A 15,573-nucleotide genomic window follows, 5' to 3' on the forward strand; every position below is an offset into this window, starting at 1 on the left:
ACGTTCCTATGCTATATATAGCATATGGTCAACAGCTACTCACTCGTCGTTAGCACAAGATCACTCCATGCCGCAGACTGCCAGTGCGGCCAGCAGGGATGCATCGATCGGTATTGGTGCAAGCCCGTCCTTCCCATACTGGCCCACCCGATAAATGTTGCTGTCTGGCAGTCCGTAGGACGCTGCTGCAGCGGACGCCCGATATATGAGGCCTTTTCCCGATTTCAGTTCGGCCAGCATCTCGCGCGCCTTGTCACCACTTGCCAGCGTACTGGTTGCGGTCGCTGCAAGGATCAGGCGACTGGTCAGGGCAGTCGTGTCCGCCAGAGCCTTTGTGACCGCATCATTGCTGCCCGGTGGTATGGCGGTACCGCCTGTACCCGCCGGATTATCCTCAGCCTTAAGTTCGCGGAAGGGCCGGTCGTCGACCCGCCAGACAATGGTTCCGGTAGGAAGGCGGAATCGGCCACCGCTGCTGACCCCGATCAGAAGGCCCTGCGCGCTGTTCATCTCGATGATGGGATAGAGGTAGCCGGTGCGGGAATAGCGAGTGCTGCCCACATAATCGAGCGCCGATACCACGCAGCTTGTTGCGCCGGTAATCGGATCCGCCGCGCGGGTGGCCTGCCAGGTGCGGGGCTGCTTCGCCTTCGCGCAGACATGGCTGGCCGGGATGGTGAGGGTCAGGAGGCAGGCGGTGCTCCACGCTGTCCGGATCATCGAACCAATCCTTCCCGAAGCTGCTGGACAAGCCGGTCGAGCAGAATCCGTTGTGTCGTGTCCGGCTCGCGCCCCGCAAACCGCTGGCGGCGGTGTTCGAGAAACAGGGTTAGCCAAAGCTCATGGGATTGGCCTGGCCAGAAACCGGATGCTGTTGCAGCTGCATGCCGCTCAAGCAGAAATTCGCTCGTATCGGTAAAACCCAGGTCATTCGCGAGGGCATAGCCGTCTATGAGATCAGCCAGCGCTGCGGAATGGTCCCAGTCGATCTCTTGGGGGATCGCGGCAAAGTTACCACTCCGAACTTCAGCGAGCCATGGCTCGAACGCTGTTTCATTCGCGGATGCCATCATCGCAATGAGACGCTCCCATTCAGGATCGGGCGCGGCACCGAAAAGCCGATCGACCAGATCCGCCACCTCGATTACAGGCTCAAAGCGCTGGACGGGAATGACGCGGTGAAGCGGGCGCTCGCCCTTCAGGCCGTCCTTGTTGCCCCGGCTGTGTCTGGCAGGCTTGTTACCAAGCGCAGGAATGGGCGATGCCGGCGTGCCTCCGAAGAAGCGGTAGCTGACCGGACGAAGCGTGGCGGGATCGTAGGTCATCCAGATGATGCAGGCCGAGGGCTTGTTCGCCAGATTGACATGGGCGGTGATCTCCCGGCTGGCGCCACCCTGTACCTGCGCCTTGAGCTGAATATGGCGCGTGACCCCACCCGCCTCGATCACCAGATCGTAGCCGTCGCGATCGCAATCGGTGCGCAGCAGTTCCCATGGCTGATTCCGTCGCAGCAGTTCGCCGGTAATCGCGCCGCTGAGATGATATTCGAGGGTTTTCTCGATCAGCATGGAATGGCGGGCCAGACGGCTGTTGGGGCTGGCAATCGGGGTGTGCATTGTCATCAACGCAAGCGCGCTCCTGTGTAAGAGAGCGGCGCGTCAGACGCTGGCCTCATTCGTCGCTCCTATCTCCTCTCGGGGCGACGGCCTGAAGCCGGATGCTAGTAAACCCTGGCAAAGCACAGAGCGCATGCGCCTTTACCGTTGCCGGCTGGACATGCGCGCATGCCACCCGGCCTTCGAATTGAGGACCGAGTTTGCTCTGCTTGAGGGGTTACTAGGCCCCACCTCCCGGTTTTCACGGGAAGCCACGCCACATTGCTCGACTTGACCGCGCAGGCAAGTGGAATGTGCGGGGCGACGCCATAGTTCTGGGATACAGGCAGGGGGCGACGACGGACACGACGCCATTTATTGATGGTGCAAGGGCACTACATCGCTCCCAAAGGCATGACCGCTAAATCATCGAAAGAGGTGGAATGTCCTGTGGGTATCATTGGGCGCGCCAGTTTTCGGTATAGTTTGGGACATTCGCGACCGTCCGCTTCCGGATCGCAAACCGAACGAAGCGGACATCGGTAGGCCGCTGTGCTCAAAGACCGCATTGCATTGTGTGGAGAGCGGTTCGCCTTAGTCTGAGAGCACCTTATGAGTCCAGCAAGCGCTTTCTAAACAGCGCCTTGACCAGCCGATCTTCGAGGATTCGCCCGACGACATAGAGAGTGGCGAAGATCGCCGCAAAGACATAGGCGGGCGTGGGCGAGGGCTTCTTATCTTTGTCCTTATCCGCGCCGTCTTTTTTTGGCTTTTCGGGTGCGGGGGCGCCCAGGGCCTTGTCTATCGGGTTTTGCGGCAGCGCCGCATCCTTCTTCGTGGACTTTTTAGACTTATCCACGGCTTCGGTCGACGGTTTTTCGAGATTGCCCACCGCTATGGTAAGCTGAGCGAAGCCCAGAAACAGCAGCGGCAACACAAAGCAGAAAAGCAATGCGCGGCTGGTCAGATGATAGTGCAGCACAGGCGCAGGCATGCCTTTTGCAATCTGCAGGACGCCACCATCGAAAACAGACATCTTGTCCTGGGCCGCCTGGTTCTTCTTGCGGAAAATCAGCGTGTCGTCTGTCCGTTCGTGGCTGGTGCCGGTCTGACGGAACAGGGGGGCGAGCCTGTCAAAGGCCTCATCGCTCGATTGCTCGGGAGCAAGCGTTAAGCTGCCCCTGATGTGCCAGATCCAGTCGATGAGATGCCGGTTCACATGATCTCCTTTCGAGAAAGCCTTTCGATGCTGGCTTGGTCAGCAAGGCTCATGCCGGGCCGCTCCTGACCTGGGCATGCCGAATGGGGTGAGGAAGGTGGTGCGGGCGGCGCAGCTCCATCACTCGGTCGGCACCGCTGTCCCCGGCCGGTCGAATCGCTCCTTGCCGAACCGTTCCTTGAGCGTCTTCCAGCCCTCGGTGAAGGGATAGGTCATCGTCTCGCGGATCGACATGCGGCGCCCGCCTTCCATGCCCAGCAGTTCCGCCTCGCCATCCACGCAGGTGCCGAACATCCGGTCGATGAAGACCCAGGTGCTGGCATAATTGCTGCGGGTGGCTTCATAGTCCTGCGAATGGTGCAGGCTGTGATGCTCGGTGGTGTTGAACAGGAAGCGCCACCAGCGCGGCGAGTTGAAGCGGACATTGATATGCTGATAGGTGCCGACCGCCAGGCCCAGCGTGCCGGCGAGCAGGGCAGCGCGCGGCAGGAAATCGAAGAATCCTCCGATGCCGAGCCCGATCAGGAACAGTTCGACGGGATTGCCGACCGCGCCCTTGTTGATGTTCAACTGGGTTATGTAGTGATGCGGCGCGTGGGTCAGCCAGAGCGGATACCAGTTATGCATCCCGCGATGCATCCAATATTGCCCGAAATCGAACATGAACGAGATCAGCAAGGCCTGCACCAGCAGCGGCAGGGCCATGAACCATGCCAGCTTGTCCCAATCAAAGGACTGCTGGACCGCTTCAATCATGGCTCCATCGCCGATGTAGGTGTCGGCCATGCGGAGCAGCGTATAGCCGAGCCCGACATAGAAGAGGTCGGTGACCAGTTCCTTCCAGGTCAGGCGCCAGCTTTCGTAGCGCGGGTTCACCCATTCAAGCGCCAGCAGCAGCACCTTGAAACCGATGCCGATGCCGATGGCGGTCGATGCCTTGGCGATGGAATTGGGCGCGTAATACCAGAACGCGATCAGCGCGAACAGCATCGTCGGTTGGAACCAAGTGAAGATGAACTGCTTGACGGGGCCACCTTCCACCCTGGGGATGTTCTCCCAGCCCACGGTCACCGGCGCCTGTGTTCCGATCATCCTTTTACCTACGCGAACTCCATCCATATCGCACGCCCTCGCAATGCTTGGTTGCTCTCTCCAATACTACTAACTTATGCAATCGTAATACCACGATGATTCCCCGTGTCTACACGCATAATGAGGTCGCCCTTGCCTCTTCGGGATAAAATGCTGGTCTGCTATTCCAATTCAGAACCCGAAGTGATTGGTCGCGTGGTCACGACCTGTGTCCTCTATCTTTCATTGCCTGCGGGGAACGACGCTCAACTTCTCTGGATATAGGCGCGCCAACCACCAAGATGGGTGATGTCCTCCGCATCGGTCAGAGCGCGAGGCTCGGCGACGAAGCCCTTGACGCTGGTGCCGTCACTGAGCGTCACCGTCCCAATCGCCAATGGAGCCGGAACCTCCACGACGAAGCTGCCGAACGCCGCGATGTCGAGCTCGTAGATCTCGACGGCGATGGCTGCTCCGTCCTCGCTGTGCACCAGCGCCGGCTTGGGCGGGAGGCTGTTCGCCATCGCATAGAGACGATAAGTCGGGGCGGTCTCGAATGCGCCCAGGAAGGTCGCGTTCCTTGAGGTCAGCTGCCAATGCAGCGGCATTCCCTCAAGATGGGCACCGACGACGGCCAGTTTCACGCTTTGCATTTTTCCCTCCATATCGAGTGATGGCGGGCAAGGGAGGTCGGCCGCCGTGAGATAATCGCCCGCCATGGCAAGCAGTCCCTGGTCGCCATCGGCGGGACCGATCAGCGTGATGCCGAAACCCGTGCCATTCGATCTTGCGCCCGCAGGGACGGCCACCGCCGCCATGTCGAGCAGGTTCACGAAATTGGTGTAGAGACCAAGATTGCTGTTCAGTGCGATCGGCGCTGCCAGCAATTCCGCCACGCGATAGGTGGTGCCGGTGGTCGGAAAGGCGAGCAGGTCGATCGCGTCCCATAAACCATCCGCACCGCGCTGGAGTTCGGCAAGACGATACATGCCGTTGAACAGTTCGATCGCGCTGATGTCCGCGCCCGGCGCCACGACGCTACGCACGGTTTCGTCGATGGCATCGGGATTGTTCGCCAGCAGCTCGGCGATGGCAGCGGTCCGTTCCGCGACCCATGGGCCGCCATAGAGGAGGCGTGCTGCCTCCAGCAGCGGGGCCATATCGACCTCCACGATCTGCGCTGTCCCGGCCAGCGTGCCGAGTGCGCGGTCATAGAGATATTCGGATTCGCTGTCGCCGAACCACGCACGTTGGTCGCGGCGGGGCACACCGATCCGGTTGGCTTGAACAGAGCGGTCTGCCTGCGGCTTTGAGTAGGGATCGGCGGGATCGAAGCCTGCAACGACGTCGTCGATGCGCCGTGCGTCCGGGACTTCGGTCGTGAACACGGTGATGCAGTCGAGCGTGCGGCAAGCAGGGACTAGGCCGCGCGTACTCCATCGGCCTTTGCTGGGCTTGAATCCGATCAGGTGATTGAACGCGGCGGGCACGCGGCCCGAACCCGCCGTGTCGGTGCCCAGCGCAAAGCCGACCAGGCCCGCGGCCACGGCGATGGAAGAGCCGGAGCTGGAGCCGCCGCTGACATAAGCCAGATTATAGGCGTTGCGAGGAACGCCATAGGGACTGCGTGTTCCGACCAGGCCGGTCGCGAACTGATCGAGATTGGTCTTGCCAATGCAGATCGCGCCGGCGGCAATCAGCCGCTCGACGACGCCGGCTGATGCGGCGGGTCGATAGGCGAAGGCGGGACAGGCCGCCGTCGTCTCGAAACCCGCGACGTCGATATTGTCCTTCACTGCGAAGGGGACGCCCGCCAGCGCTAACCGTTCTCCGGCTGCGATCCGCGCATCGACGGCCCGGGCGGCGGCGCGCAGCTCGTCTGGTGCGATCCGGCTGATCCATATTTGCGGCTGAACCGCGTCATAGGCAGCGAGGCGGAGCAGCGTCTCCTCTGCTTGCGCCAGAGCCGTTGATGTTCCGCCGTTCACGGCATCGGCGATTGAGGTCACTCCGCGCCGGTCGAGAGCGGTTTGCGGCGTGGTCACGGATGCCGCCTCAGCGCAAGCAGCGGCGTTCCGGGCTGCAAGGATTGGCGTTCCTGCATGTAGAGAGCGGCAATCGTGCCACTCCCCGGACTTTCCAACGGACATTCCATCTTCATGGCTTCGATCACCGCTATGATGTCTCCTGCTTTGACTGTGTCGCCCGGCGCCACCAGCAGCTTCCAGACGCTGCCTCCAAAGGGTGCCTCGATCAGATCCGCGCCCGCGGGCACCTCGATGGCGGCGGTGGCGAGAGCGTCGCCTTCGGTCCCGTCCGTCAGATCGGTGACCCGGTCGAATTCGCCACTGCGCTGCCATTGCGCGCGCTCTTCATCGAAAGCGGCCTGACGTTGCGCTTCGAAGGTCGCGATCGACCCGGCATTCCCCGCGAGAAAAGCGCGATAGTCGGCCAGACGGAATTCGGACTGCTCGACTTGGATGGATCGGCGGCCGGTAGGGAAGTCCCGGCGCCACTCGGTCAATTCCTCGGCACTGACCTTGAAGAAGCGGATCTGGTCGAAGAAGCGCAACAGCCAGGGTTTGCCCTCTATGAAGGCGTCGGTCTGGCGATGCGTGTTCCAGACCTGGATGGTGCGGCCGAAAAGCTGGTAGCCGCCCGGCCCCTCCATTCCGTAGATGCACATATAGGCGCCACCGATGCCCACGACATTGGGCGGCGTCCAGGTGCGGGCCGGGTTATATTTGGTGGTGACGAGCCGATGCCGGGGATCGACCGGCGTTGCCACCGGCGCGCCGAGATAGACGTCGCCCAGCCCCAAAACCAGATAGCTGGCGTCAAAGATGAGGCTTTCGACCGCATCGGCATCGGGCAGGCCGTTGATACGCCGGATGAACTCGATATTGTCGGGGCACCAGGGCGCGTCGTCGCGGACGGCGCCCATATATTTCTCGATCGTCTCGATCGTGGCCGGGTCGCGCCAGCTGAGCGGCAGATGCACGATGCGGGACGGGACCGAGAAATCCTCAAGATCACCCAGCCGATCTTCGGCCGCCATCAGAGCGGTCAGCGCGCCGGACTGGTCGAGCACGGTGCCGTCAAAATGCAGTTGCAGCGAACGGATGCCAGGCACGATGTCGATGACGCCCGGCAGAGCCTGGCGCACAAGTTCGATCATGAGCGCGTGGACGCGAATGCGCAATTCTATGTCCAGCACGATGGGGCCATATTCGACCAATATGTTGCGGTCGCCCTGCTGCCGGTAGACCGAGCGCGGGCGCCCTCCCGACGCCGGAATGTCGGCAAGGATTGGCGAAAGGGTGGCAATGTCGCGCGCCGGCCCTTCCGCAACAAGCGTCAAGGCGGCGCGATCCGCCGTTGCAGCGTCTTGCGGCGCGATCGGCACGAACCGGAGGCAGTCGCCTGGCGCGAGTTGCCCGATCTTCCAGCGATCCGCCGCGATCACGACGAACGGGCATACGAACCCGCCCAGCGAGGGGCCGTCAGGCCCCAGAATGATCGGCATGTCGCCGGTAAAGTCGACGGCGCCTATGGCATAGGGATTGTCATGAATGTTGGAAGGGTGCAGCCCCGCCTCGCCGCCGTCCGTCCGCGCCCATTGGGGCTTGGGCCCGACCAGGCGAACGCCGGTGCGGTTGCTGTTATAGTGCACCTGCCAATCAGCGGTGACGATCGTGGCGATGTCGTCGTCCGTGAAGAAGTCCGGTGCGCCATGAGGACCATAGAGAACGCGCAGCGTCCACGTCTCCGCGAATTCCGGCGTTGGCATGGGGGGCGCAGGGGTGCCGACCTCCGCCATACCCAGATGCAGCGTATCACCCGCGAGCAGCCGCCGCGCCGCATGGCCACCGAACTGGCCGAGTTCGAAGGTGCTGCGGCTGTCGAGATAGGGTGCGATGTCGAGACCACCGGCAAAGAGGATATAACCCCGAATGCCGCCGCCGGACGCGCGGCCCAGAGCGAGCGTCTGCCCTGCCTTCACCTCGATGGCTGTGCCACGTTCAACCGGTGTCCCGTCCAGCCGGGCCCCGAAATCAGCGCCGGTCAGGCACAGGCGTGCGGGGGAGTTGAAGAACAGGGTCGGCCCGCTGACCGTCATTTCGAGTCCTGCCGTGCCCTCGGCATTGCCAAGCAGCCGGTTCCCGATGCGAAAGGACCGATCGTCCATCGGGCCGGACGGTGGCACGCCGATAGCCCACAGACCCTGCCGGCCCGGCCAATCCTGTACAGTGGTTGCGGTGCCGCCGCTCACCACGCGAATGCTGCGTGGGTTGTAGGCGATCGTGTCGAGCAGCCGGGTCGAAACCTCTCCCTCGCAGAACGCCTTGGCTCGGACGACCTCGCGCAGCCAGCGAAGATTGGTCTCGATGCCGTCGACCTGGCTTTGGTCGAGCGCGGCCTGCATGGCTGAGATGGCCGCCTCTCGCGTGACTGCATGCACGATCAGCTTGGCGAGCATTGGGTCGTACCAGGCGCTGACCGTGCTGCCCGCCATGACCCAGGTCTCGGCGCGAATGTCCGGCGGGAAGCGCACGGCTGTCAGCGTGCCCGATGTCGGGCGATAATCGAGGGCGGGATCCTCGGCGTAGAGGCGTACTTGCACGGCATGGCCGCGCGGTGTCGGCGGCTCGGCGTCCAGGAAAGCGAAATCCCCTCCTGCCCCACGAATCATCCATTCGACGAGATCGATGCCCATCACCTCTTCGGTGACGCCATGTTCGACCTGGAGCCGGGTATTCATTTCCAGGAAGAAGAATTGCTGCCGCTCCGCGTCGAACAGAAATTCCACCGTGCCGGCGGAGCGATAACCGGCCGCTTCGCCAAGACGGACGGCGGCGGCGATGAGTGCGCTCCTTATGGTGGCGGGCAGGAGCGGCGCGGGGGCTTCCTCCACGACCTTCTGGTTCCGACGCTGAAGCGAGCAATCGCGCTCGCCAAGGGGCATGACGCGGCCGGCGCCGTCACCGAAAATCTGCACCTCGATGTGGCGGGCGCGGCCGACATAGCGTTCGAGGAACACGCCGGCATCACCGAAATTGCCTTCGCCCAGGCGCGCGACGCCCGCAAAGCCCTGCCGCACGGCGGCTTCATCCTCGCAGATGCGCATGCCAATGCCGCCGCCGCCGGCTGTTGCCTTCAATATGACTGGGTAGCCGATCTCCCGCGCGGCGCTTGCGGCCTCTTCCTCATCCGTCAGCAGCCCGGTTCCGGGCGCGAGCGGGACGCCATGCTCGGCCGCCAGCGCTCGGGCACTGTGTTTCAAACCGAATGTGCGGATATTCGCCGGTGTTGGGCCGATGAACACGATACCGGCAGCGGCGCACGCCTCCGCGAACTCCGCATTCTCGGCCAGGAAACCATAGCCCGGATGGATCGCGCCGGCGCCGGTCTCGCGCGCGGCCTTCAGGATCGCAGCGGTGTCGAGATAGCTCTCCGATGCCGGGGCGGGGCCGATGCAGATGGCGACGTCCGCCTGCGAAACATGGAGCGAGTCGACGTCCGCTTCGGAATAGACCGCGACAGAGCGCAGGCCCATATGGCGCAACGTCCGGATAATCCGGGTGGCGATCGCCCCCCGATTCGCGATCAGGACCGTGTCGAAGCTCATGCGGTGATGATCATCCGTACTGGCGTGGGATTGAAGCCATTGCAGGGATTGTTGATCTGCGGACAGTTTGACACGACGACGATGACATCCATTTCCGCGCGCAGATCAACCGTCAGGCCAGGCGCTGAAATGCCGTCGACGATGCCAAGCGCACCGTCTTCCTCGACGGGGACGTTCATGAAGAAGTTGATGTTGGAGACGATGTCGCGCTTGCCCCGGCCTTCGGTGAGATTGGCCTCAAGGAAATTCTCGACACAGGCATGCTGCGACTTGGTGTGGTGGCCATAGCGCAGCGTGTTGGATTCGCAGGAGCAGGCGCCGCCGATAGTGTCATGATAGGCGACCGACGTTGCAGCGATCGTCATCATCACGCGACCCTCATTCGACCGCAATTGAGTACCGGCGCGCAGGAACAGGTTTTGCTGTGCGGCAACCGTGTCCTGTGCGCTGTACCGTTCCGCGTCGTCGGCGGCGGCATAGAGAAGAAAATCGACGGCCTGATTGCCGTCAAGATCGACAATGCGAAGCGTCTGGCCCGCGGCGACATGGTGCAGCCAGGGCGCCCGCGCAGGCACGATCTCATCATGAACGACTGTGCCGGAAAGGCCCAGGATATGCGGGTCGATGGTCACTTCGGCCTCTTTCTCGCTAGCGACGGAAATAGTCTTCGACATTCAGGAAGGCGCGAAGTCCCTCCGGCGTTGCGGTGCGGACGGGATCGTCGGCGGGGGTGACGGCTCCACGCCACGCCGAAACGCGAAGCGGCGTGACCGTCCATTCGTCGCGCGGATCCAGAACATGCGGGCAATTGGCCAGCACGACGATGACGTCGATCTCCGCCCGCAGGATCATGGCTCGCCCAGGGGCATAGGGGCCCATGAGTGGCGTGATGGTCCCGTCCGCCTCGATCCGCGCACCCTTGAACAGGTTCACGCAAGGATGGACATCCCGCCGCTGCAGCCCATGCTTCGCCGATCCCAGTAGGAGGCGGTCGCGTCCGTTGGGAAAGGCGCCGCTATTGCGACCTTCTCCATATTTCGCATAGTTTGTCGCCGCATTGGAGGCGCCGCAAAATGCGTCATGTGTACTCGCTTCATCCTCCAGGATGCTCATGAGCACGCGCCCCATATCGGATAAAAGCAGCTTGCCTGCACCCAGATAGGCATTCCATTGTATCTTCACCGTGTCGGCAACGTTGAGCCGCTCGGTCGGCATCTCGGCATTGAAGATCAGCACCGACGCGCAGGCGTCGCCCTGCAGATCGACAAGGCGAAGACGGGACCCGCGGGCAAGCCTGCGGGTCGCATAGCCGCCCGCCGCAATCGTTTCCTCCCACAGCAGATCTTCGGCGGACATGCCAGCCGGGAGGTCATCGGCGACCGGCGGCAAGAGCGGCATCGCCTCCACAACCGTTCCCGCCATCGCGCGGGCATGGTCGCGCGCGGCCATAGGATCGGCAAGCGATCCCGTCATGCTGCGATGTCCTTGCTTACTTGTTTCTTACTGGAGGTTGCGGCCGGATTTTTTCCCAGGCCATCCTGCTCATGGAGTGGTGGAAGCAAGGCAGTTGTCGTCACCAGTTGCAGTTGATGCACGCCGCGGATGCCGCGCAACGCATCGCACATTTCCTTCAACCGCATGGCCGGCCCTTGCACCAGCAGCACTTCGAGCGACTGGTCATCCTCCAGAAAGACGTGCTGCGAAGAAATGACTTCCTTCAGATAATCCGCCTGGGTCTGGGCGAGCTGCTGCCGCACGCGGCCCCGGTCGCCCCGATAAACGATCGTGACCGTCCCCGCGAGCATGTTCTCGGGACGGGTTAGCGCCTCATGTTCGGCCAGCGCATGGCGGATCAGCTCCGCGATGAGCTGAGATCGGGAAGGCAGGCCGCGTTCTTCGACCATTATGTCCAGCTGGCGGAAAAGTTCTGCCGGAAGGCTCATGCTGAGCCGGGCAAGGCTAGTGGGTTCGGTGCTCATGCCGTAGCCTTCTCAATTATTACCAATGTCGTCAAGTTTAATACTCTCATCGATCACGTGCGGGGGCTGAGTCTTTTTGATAAGAGGCAAATCATAGACCGCCGTGGCGCCAAAACGGTGAGGTGCGTGCGGATCGCGGCGGCGCTTGTCCAGGGTCAGGACGCGGGTGCCCAGGGAAAAGGCTTCCCTGATATCATGTGTAACCATGATGACAGTTAGTGAATAGTCGCGCCATAATCGGGTTATGAGGGCGTGCATATCCGCCTTTATTCCAGGATCAAGCGCGCCGAAAGGTTCGTCGAGAAGCAGGATACGGGGCCGCTTGATCAGGGCCTGTGCGATGGCGAGCCGCTGCTGCATGCCGCCTGACATCTGCGCGGGATAGAGGTGGAGGCTGTCGCCAAGGCCCACTGCGCCCAGCATCTCTTCCGCCTCCGCGATGGCCGCGCGGCGGCGGGCGCCGAACAGCCGCGCTGCAATGGGGGCCTGCGCACATTCCAGACCGAAAACGGTGTTCCGCAGGACCGACAGATGTGGGAACACCGAATAGCGCTGGAACACGACGCCGCGATCCGGCCCGCATTCAGGTGTAAGGGGCGTGCCGTCGAGCAGGATCGAACCACGCGTCGGAACTTCCTGGCCCAGCACGACCCGCAACAGGCTGCTCTTGCCGGCGCCGGATGGCCCGATGATCGAGACGAAGGAGCCAGCCTCGATGTCCAGATTTACCCGCTCCAGCACGACCTTGTCGCCATATTCGACCCACAGGTTGCGAAGGCTCAGCAGCGCGCTCAATGGCTTGCCCCATGTGCCCAGGGAAAGAAGCGACGGCTGAACCACATCAGGATCATATCCATCACGATCGCCAGCAGCGCGATCCAGGCGACATAGGGCAGGATGATATCCATCGACAGGTAGCGGCGGACAAGGAAGATGCGATAGCCCAGGCCGATGTCGGACGCGATCGCCTCCGCCGAGATCAGGAAGACCCAGGCCGGGCCGAGCGACAGGCGCACCGCCTGGATCAGGCGCGGCATTGCCTGCGGCAGCGCAACGCGCAGCATCACTTGCCAACTACTGGCCCCCAATGTCTGGGCCTTGACGATCTGTTCCCGCGGGAGCGCGATAATGTGGGCCGCAACGTCCCTGATCATGAACGGCGCTATGCCGATGAAGATCAACGCCACCTTCGATGTTTCGCCAAGGCCGAAGGCGATGAACAATATCGGCAGCAGCGCGACGGGGGGGATGACCGCAATTCCCGTGACCAAGGGGCCAAAGGTGGCCCGTACCGGCGGAAGGACGCCCAGTAGCAATCCCACCAGCAGCGCTGAAAGGGCGGATAGACAAAGGCCTGTGCCCAGTCGCTGCAGACTGGCGACCGTGTCGGCCCAGAAGATCAGCTGGCCAGAAAGCTGGTCCGGCTGGAACAACAGCGCCGACATCGCATCGGCCATGTCGCCGGGCAGGGGCATTATCTTGTCGCTGGGGTTGGCCGCATGGCGGCTGGCCGCTATCAAGAGATAGACCAGCACCAACAGCAGGATCGGGATCGCGCCCAGCAGGACGCTGCTGCCCCGTCCGATGCGGCGGTTCACCCAGCGCATGACGCGATGGCCCCGTTCCGCCTTCGCCGCTCAGAGCTTACCATCGGCGGCCATCTGCATGTAGCTCGGATCGAAGCGCAAGGTCACATGGTTGGCATCGCCCAGCGTCTTGTTGCCTGGAAAGGACATGCCGACGGCGTCGGCGGATTTCGCCCCCTGACCAAAGAGGCCCTTTGAAAAACTGAAGTCCCGCACGCGCGTCATGGTGGTAATCAGCGCGGGAGAGGAAGTGGCCGCCACGGCAGCCTTCGGGTCGGCGTAAAGATAGGTGGTGGCAAGTTGGCCGTCGAAAAGATCCGGCTTGCTGCCTGCCAGCTTCGCCATGGCGGCCCGTGCCGCTTTTCCTTCCGCATCCTGCCGCTGCATCAGCGCGGTCGTCTCGTACCAGATGCCGACCAGGGCTTTTCCGAGATTGGGATTGGCCTTCAGCGTGGCAGTGTCGACGCACAGCAAATCCAGTATCTCGCCGGGAATTTGAGCTGAACTGAAGACCTGTTTCGCGCCCGGCGTTTCCTTCATGGCCGAAAGCTGAGGATTCCAGGCGGCTGCGGCCGTGACTTCCGGGGTTGCGAAGGCGCCGACAATGTCTGCGTCCGCCGTGTTCACTGTCTTGACGTCGGACAATTTCATACCGACGGAATTGAGACCGCGCGCGAGCAGGTAATGGGAGACGGAAAGCTCGACGAGATAGACCTGCCGGCCCTTGATGGCGGCAAGCGTGTCGGCGCCTTTCAGCATGATCCCGTCATTGCCGTTCGAATAGTCGCCAATGATGATCGCGCTGGTATCCTTGCCGCCCGCAGCCGGAATGGTGAGTGCATCCATATTCGCGACGGTCACGCCGTCCAGCTTGCCGGCCGTATATTGGTTCACCGACTCCACATAATCGTTCACCTGAACGATATTGATCTTGAGCCCGTATTTATCCGCCCATTTTTTCACGATGCCGGCCTGCTGGGCATAGGGCCACGGCATCCATCCCGCGTAGATCGACCAGCCAATGTTGAACTCTGCTCGAGGCTCCGGCGCCTTGTTCGATGTTTGCGAACAGGCCGCGGCCATCAATGCGCACGCCATGAGCGCGAGTCTTCCAAAGCCGCGGACACTGTCGAGCATGATTCGTCCCCTTTCGCACTGCAACATTGCCGCAAAACAGACCCTTGTCCATACATCATTATTACTATTGCAGCAGTTGGTAATATCAATATCATGGGTGCGTCGCGACTGGATCGTGTTCGATCGGAGAGGCATGCATCAAAGGCGTTTTGGCACAAGCCGCCAAAAATGCAGTCGGCAACGGGACGCGCAGATCCCAACGATAATCTCGATCGAGACACAGGGTGTCGGAAGGGGAATGAGCATGAAACGATCCGCTGGTTTGATACCATTGTTGGTAGCGCTCTGTGCCGCGGCGCCGCCGGAGCCGGCGGCGTTTCGCGAAAAGACCCTCACCGTACCGGGCTTTGCGGACTTTCTGGCGGTTGACGGCGACACCGTGTGGGCCACCAACGACGGTCGTGTCGAACAATGGTCGACCCAGGGCAAGCGCGCATCTGTCGCCATCCCGAAACCCTGCGGCGCCATGGCGGTGGCCTTCGGCTCCCTTTGGGTCGCCAACTGCAAGGACGGCAATTTGTACCGTATCGATGTGAAGACAGCGACGGTGCAGGCGATCATACAGACAGGTGTCGCCAACCCCAAGGGGGAGACGAACGTCGTCGCAGGCGCGGGTTCGATATGGGTGCCAAGCGAAGGGGCGGGAAAAATCGCCCGAATAGACCCGGCAACCGACAAGGTGACAGCCTCCATCGCTGTCGACCCCGGTACCTTCTATCTCGCCTTCGGGTTCGACGCCCTGTGGGCTGTGAGCAGCGACGAGCAGTCGCTTCAGAAGATCGATCCGCAGACCGACATGGTGACGAGCAAGGTCAAACTCGGCCGGCAACCCGGCTTTCTCGCCGCTGGCGAAGGGGCCGTCTGGGTACAGGAGCAAGGCGACGGCACGGTCGCGCGGATCGATCCGCAGACGGTCGAAGTGTCCGGCCGTGTGAAGATCGGCAAGACGCTGATCTATGGCGACATCGACGTGGGGGGTGGCAAGGTCTGGCTCCGCACAACTGAAGATCAGACCTTCGTGGCGATCGATCCGCTATCAACGAAAATACTTACGCGCGCCGGCAAGTCCTCCGGCAGCGGGGCTCTGCGCTACACGCCGTTCGGCATCTGGACATCTGCGCATGACGTGCACACCTTGTCCTGGTGGAGTGCAACGCGCGATGGGGAAAACTAGTGCGCCGATCCCCTTCGGGGCGAGCGGCTGGCGAATCGCTGGCAATGTGTGCGCTATAGATGCCCCGATACCGTTGGCTCACCCTTCGACCATGCGCGTTCCGGCGATTTCCTGAACGCCGTTCCGGGAATGTCCACTTTTCCTCGTCCAGCGCATCGGAACACCCTATCGGCTGGACGTTAA

Annotated in this window: 13 protein-coding genes; 1 reads left to right on the plus strand and 12 read right to left on the minus strand. The window is 62.2% G+C overall.

Going from position 1 to position 15,573, the window contains the following annotated elements:
• Window positions 1-60: 60 nt before the first annotated feature.
• From WFR25_RS17145 to WFR25_RS17200, 12 genes are all read right to left on the minus strand, one after another.
• A complete protein-coding gene (locus WFR25_RS17145) occupies window positions 61-720 on the minus strand; it encodes a hypothetical protein (protein WP_336972530.1) in 660 nt (219 codons plus the stop codon).
• Window positions 717-1,622 (minus strand): hypothetical protein, encoded by a 906-nt coding sequence (locus tag WFR25_RS17150; RefSeq protein WP_336972531.1) that lies wholly within the window; start codon window positions 1,620-1,622, stop codon window positions 717-719. Before WFR25_RS17150 ends, WFR25_RS17145 begins: the two co-directional genes overlap by 4 nt.
• A 583-nt stretch (window positions 1,623-2,205) precedes the next feature.
• Window positions 2,206-2,814 (minus strand): hypothetical protein, encoded by a 609-nt coding sequence (locus tag WFR25_RS17155; RefSeq protein ID WP_336972533.1) that lies wholly within the window; start codon window positions 2,812-2,814, stop codon window positions 2,206-2,208.
• A gap of 120 nt (window positions 2,815-2,934) precedes the next feature.
• Window positions 2,935-3,933: a sterol desaturase family protein gene (locus WFR25_RS17160; protein WP_336972536.1), complete on the minus strand. Its 999-nt coding sequence runs from the start codon at window positions 3,931-3,933 to the stop codon at window positions 2,935-2,937.
• A gap of 218 nt (window positions 3,934-4,151) precedes the next feature.
• Window positions 4,152-5,930 (minus strand): allophanate hydrolase, encoded by a 1,779-nt coding sequence (gene atzF, locus WFR25_RS17165; protein WP_336972537.1) that lies wholly within the window; start codon window positions 5,928-5,930, stop codon window positions 4,152-4,154.
• A complete protein-coding gene (gene uca / locus WFR25_RS17170) occupies window positions 5,927-9,514 on the minus strand; it encodes an urea carboxylase (protein WP_336972539.1) in 3,588 nt (1,195 codons plus the stop codon). Before uca ends, atzF begins: the two co-directional genes overlap by 4 nt.
• Window positions 9,511-10,146 (minus strand): urea amidolyase associated protein UAAP2, encoded by a 636-nt coding sequence (locus WFR25_RS17175; protein WP_336972540.1) that lies wholly within the window; start codon window positions 10,144-10,146, stop codon window positions 9,511-9,513. The genes uca and WFR25_RS17175 overlap by 4 nt, the downstream gene beginning before the upstream one ends.
• Window positions 10,147-10,162: 16 nt before the next feature.
• Window positions 10,163-10,987 (minus strand): urea amidolyase associated protein UAAP1, encoded by an 825-nt coding sequence (locus WFR25_RS17180; protein WP_336972541.1) that lies wholly within the window; start codon window positions 10,985-10,987, stop codon window positions 10,163-10,165.
• Window positions 10,984-11,493, minus strand: a complete 510-nt coding sequence (locus WFR25_RS17185) for a CopG family ribbon-helix-helix protein (RefSeq protein ID WP_336972543.1) — start codon at window positions 11,491-11,493, stop codon at window positions 10,984-10,986. The genes WFR25_RS17180 and WFR25_RS17185 overlap by 4 nt, the downstream gene beginning before the upstream one ends.
• 12 nt (window positions 11,494-11,505) lie before the next feature.
• On the minus strand, window positions 11,506-12,288 hold the full coding sequence (locus WFR25_RS17190) for an ATP-binding cassette domain-containing protein (RefSeq protein ID WP_336972545.1): 783 nt from the start codon (window positions 12,286-12,288) through the stop codon (window positions 11,506-11,508).
• Window positions 12,285-13,100, minus strand: a complete 816-nt coding sequence (locus tag WFR25_RS17195; RefSeq protein WP_336972547.1) for an ABC transporter permease — start codon at window positions 13,098-13,100, stop codon at window positions 12,285-12,287. The genes WFR25_RS17190 and WFR25_RS17195 overlap by 4 nt, the downstream gene beginning before the upstream one ends.
• Window positions 13,101-13,130: 30 nt before the next feature.
• Complete coding sequence (locus WFR25_RS17200; protein ID WP_336972548.1) at window positions 13,131-14,216, minus strand: putative urea ABC transporter substrate-binding protein; 1,086 nt, start codon at window positions 14,214-14,216, stop codon at window positions 13,131-13,133.
• Between the two features lie 244 nt (window positions 14,217-14,460).
• On the opposite strand from WFR25_RS17200, the gene WFR25_RS17205 reads away from it, so the two are divergent.
• Complete coding sequence (locus tag WFR25_RS17205; protein ID WP_336972549.1) at window positions 14,461-15,390, plus strand: Vgb family protein; 930 nt, start codon at window positions 14,461-14,463, stop codon at window positions 15,388-15,390.
• Window positions 15,391-15,573 lie beyond the last annotated feature (183 nt).

The organism is Sphingobium aromaticiconvertens (assembly GCF_037154075.1).
In the GTDB taxonomy this organism is placed as follows: Bacteria; Pseudomonadota; Alphaproteobacteria; order Sphingomonadales; family Sphingomonadaceae; genus Sphingobium; species Sphingobium aromaticiconvertens.

Coding starts and splice junctions, on each gene's coding strand:
- WFR25_RS17145 (WP_336972530.1), bottom strand. CDS start 720: ATGATCCGGACAGCGTGGAGCACCGCCTGCCTCCTGACCCTCACCATC.
- WFR25_RS17150 (WP_336972531.1), bottom strand. CDS start 1,622: ATGACAATGCACACCCCGATTGCCAGCCCCAACAGCCGTCTGGCCCGC.
- WFR25_RS17160 (WP_336972536.1), bottom strand. CDS start 3,933: ATGGATGGAGTTCGCGTAGGTAAAAGGATGATCGGAACACAGGCGCCG.
- uca (WP_336972539.1), bottom strand. CDS start 9,514: ATGAGCTTCGACACGGTCCTGATCGCGAATCGGGGGGCGATCGCCACC.
- WFR25_RS17180 (WP_336972541.1), bottom strand. CDS start 10,987: ATGACGGGATCGCTTGCCGATCCTATGGCCGCGCGCGACCATGCCCGC.
- WFR25_RS17185 (WP_336972543.1), bottom strand. CDS start 11,493: ATGAGCACCGAACCCACTAGCCTTGCCCGGCTCAGCATGAGCCTTCCG.
- WFR25_RS17195 (WP_336972547.1), bottom strand. CDS start 13,100: ATGCGCTGGGTGAACCGCCGCATCGGACGGGGCAGCAGCGTCCTGCTG.
- WFR25_RS17200 (WP_336972548.1), bottom strand. CDS start 14,216: ATGCTCGACAGTGTCCGCGGCTTTGGAAGACTCGCGCTCATGGCGTGC.
- WFR25_RS17205 (WP_336972549.1), top strand. CDS start 14,461: ATGAAACGATCCGCTGGTTTGATACCATTGTTGGTAGCGCTCTGTGCC.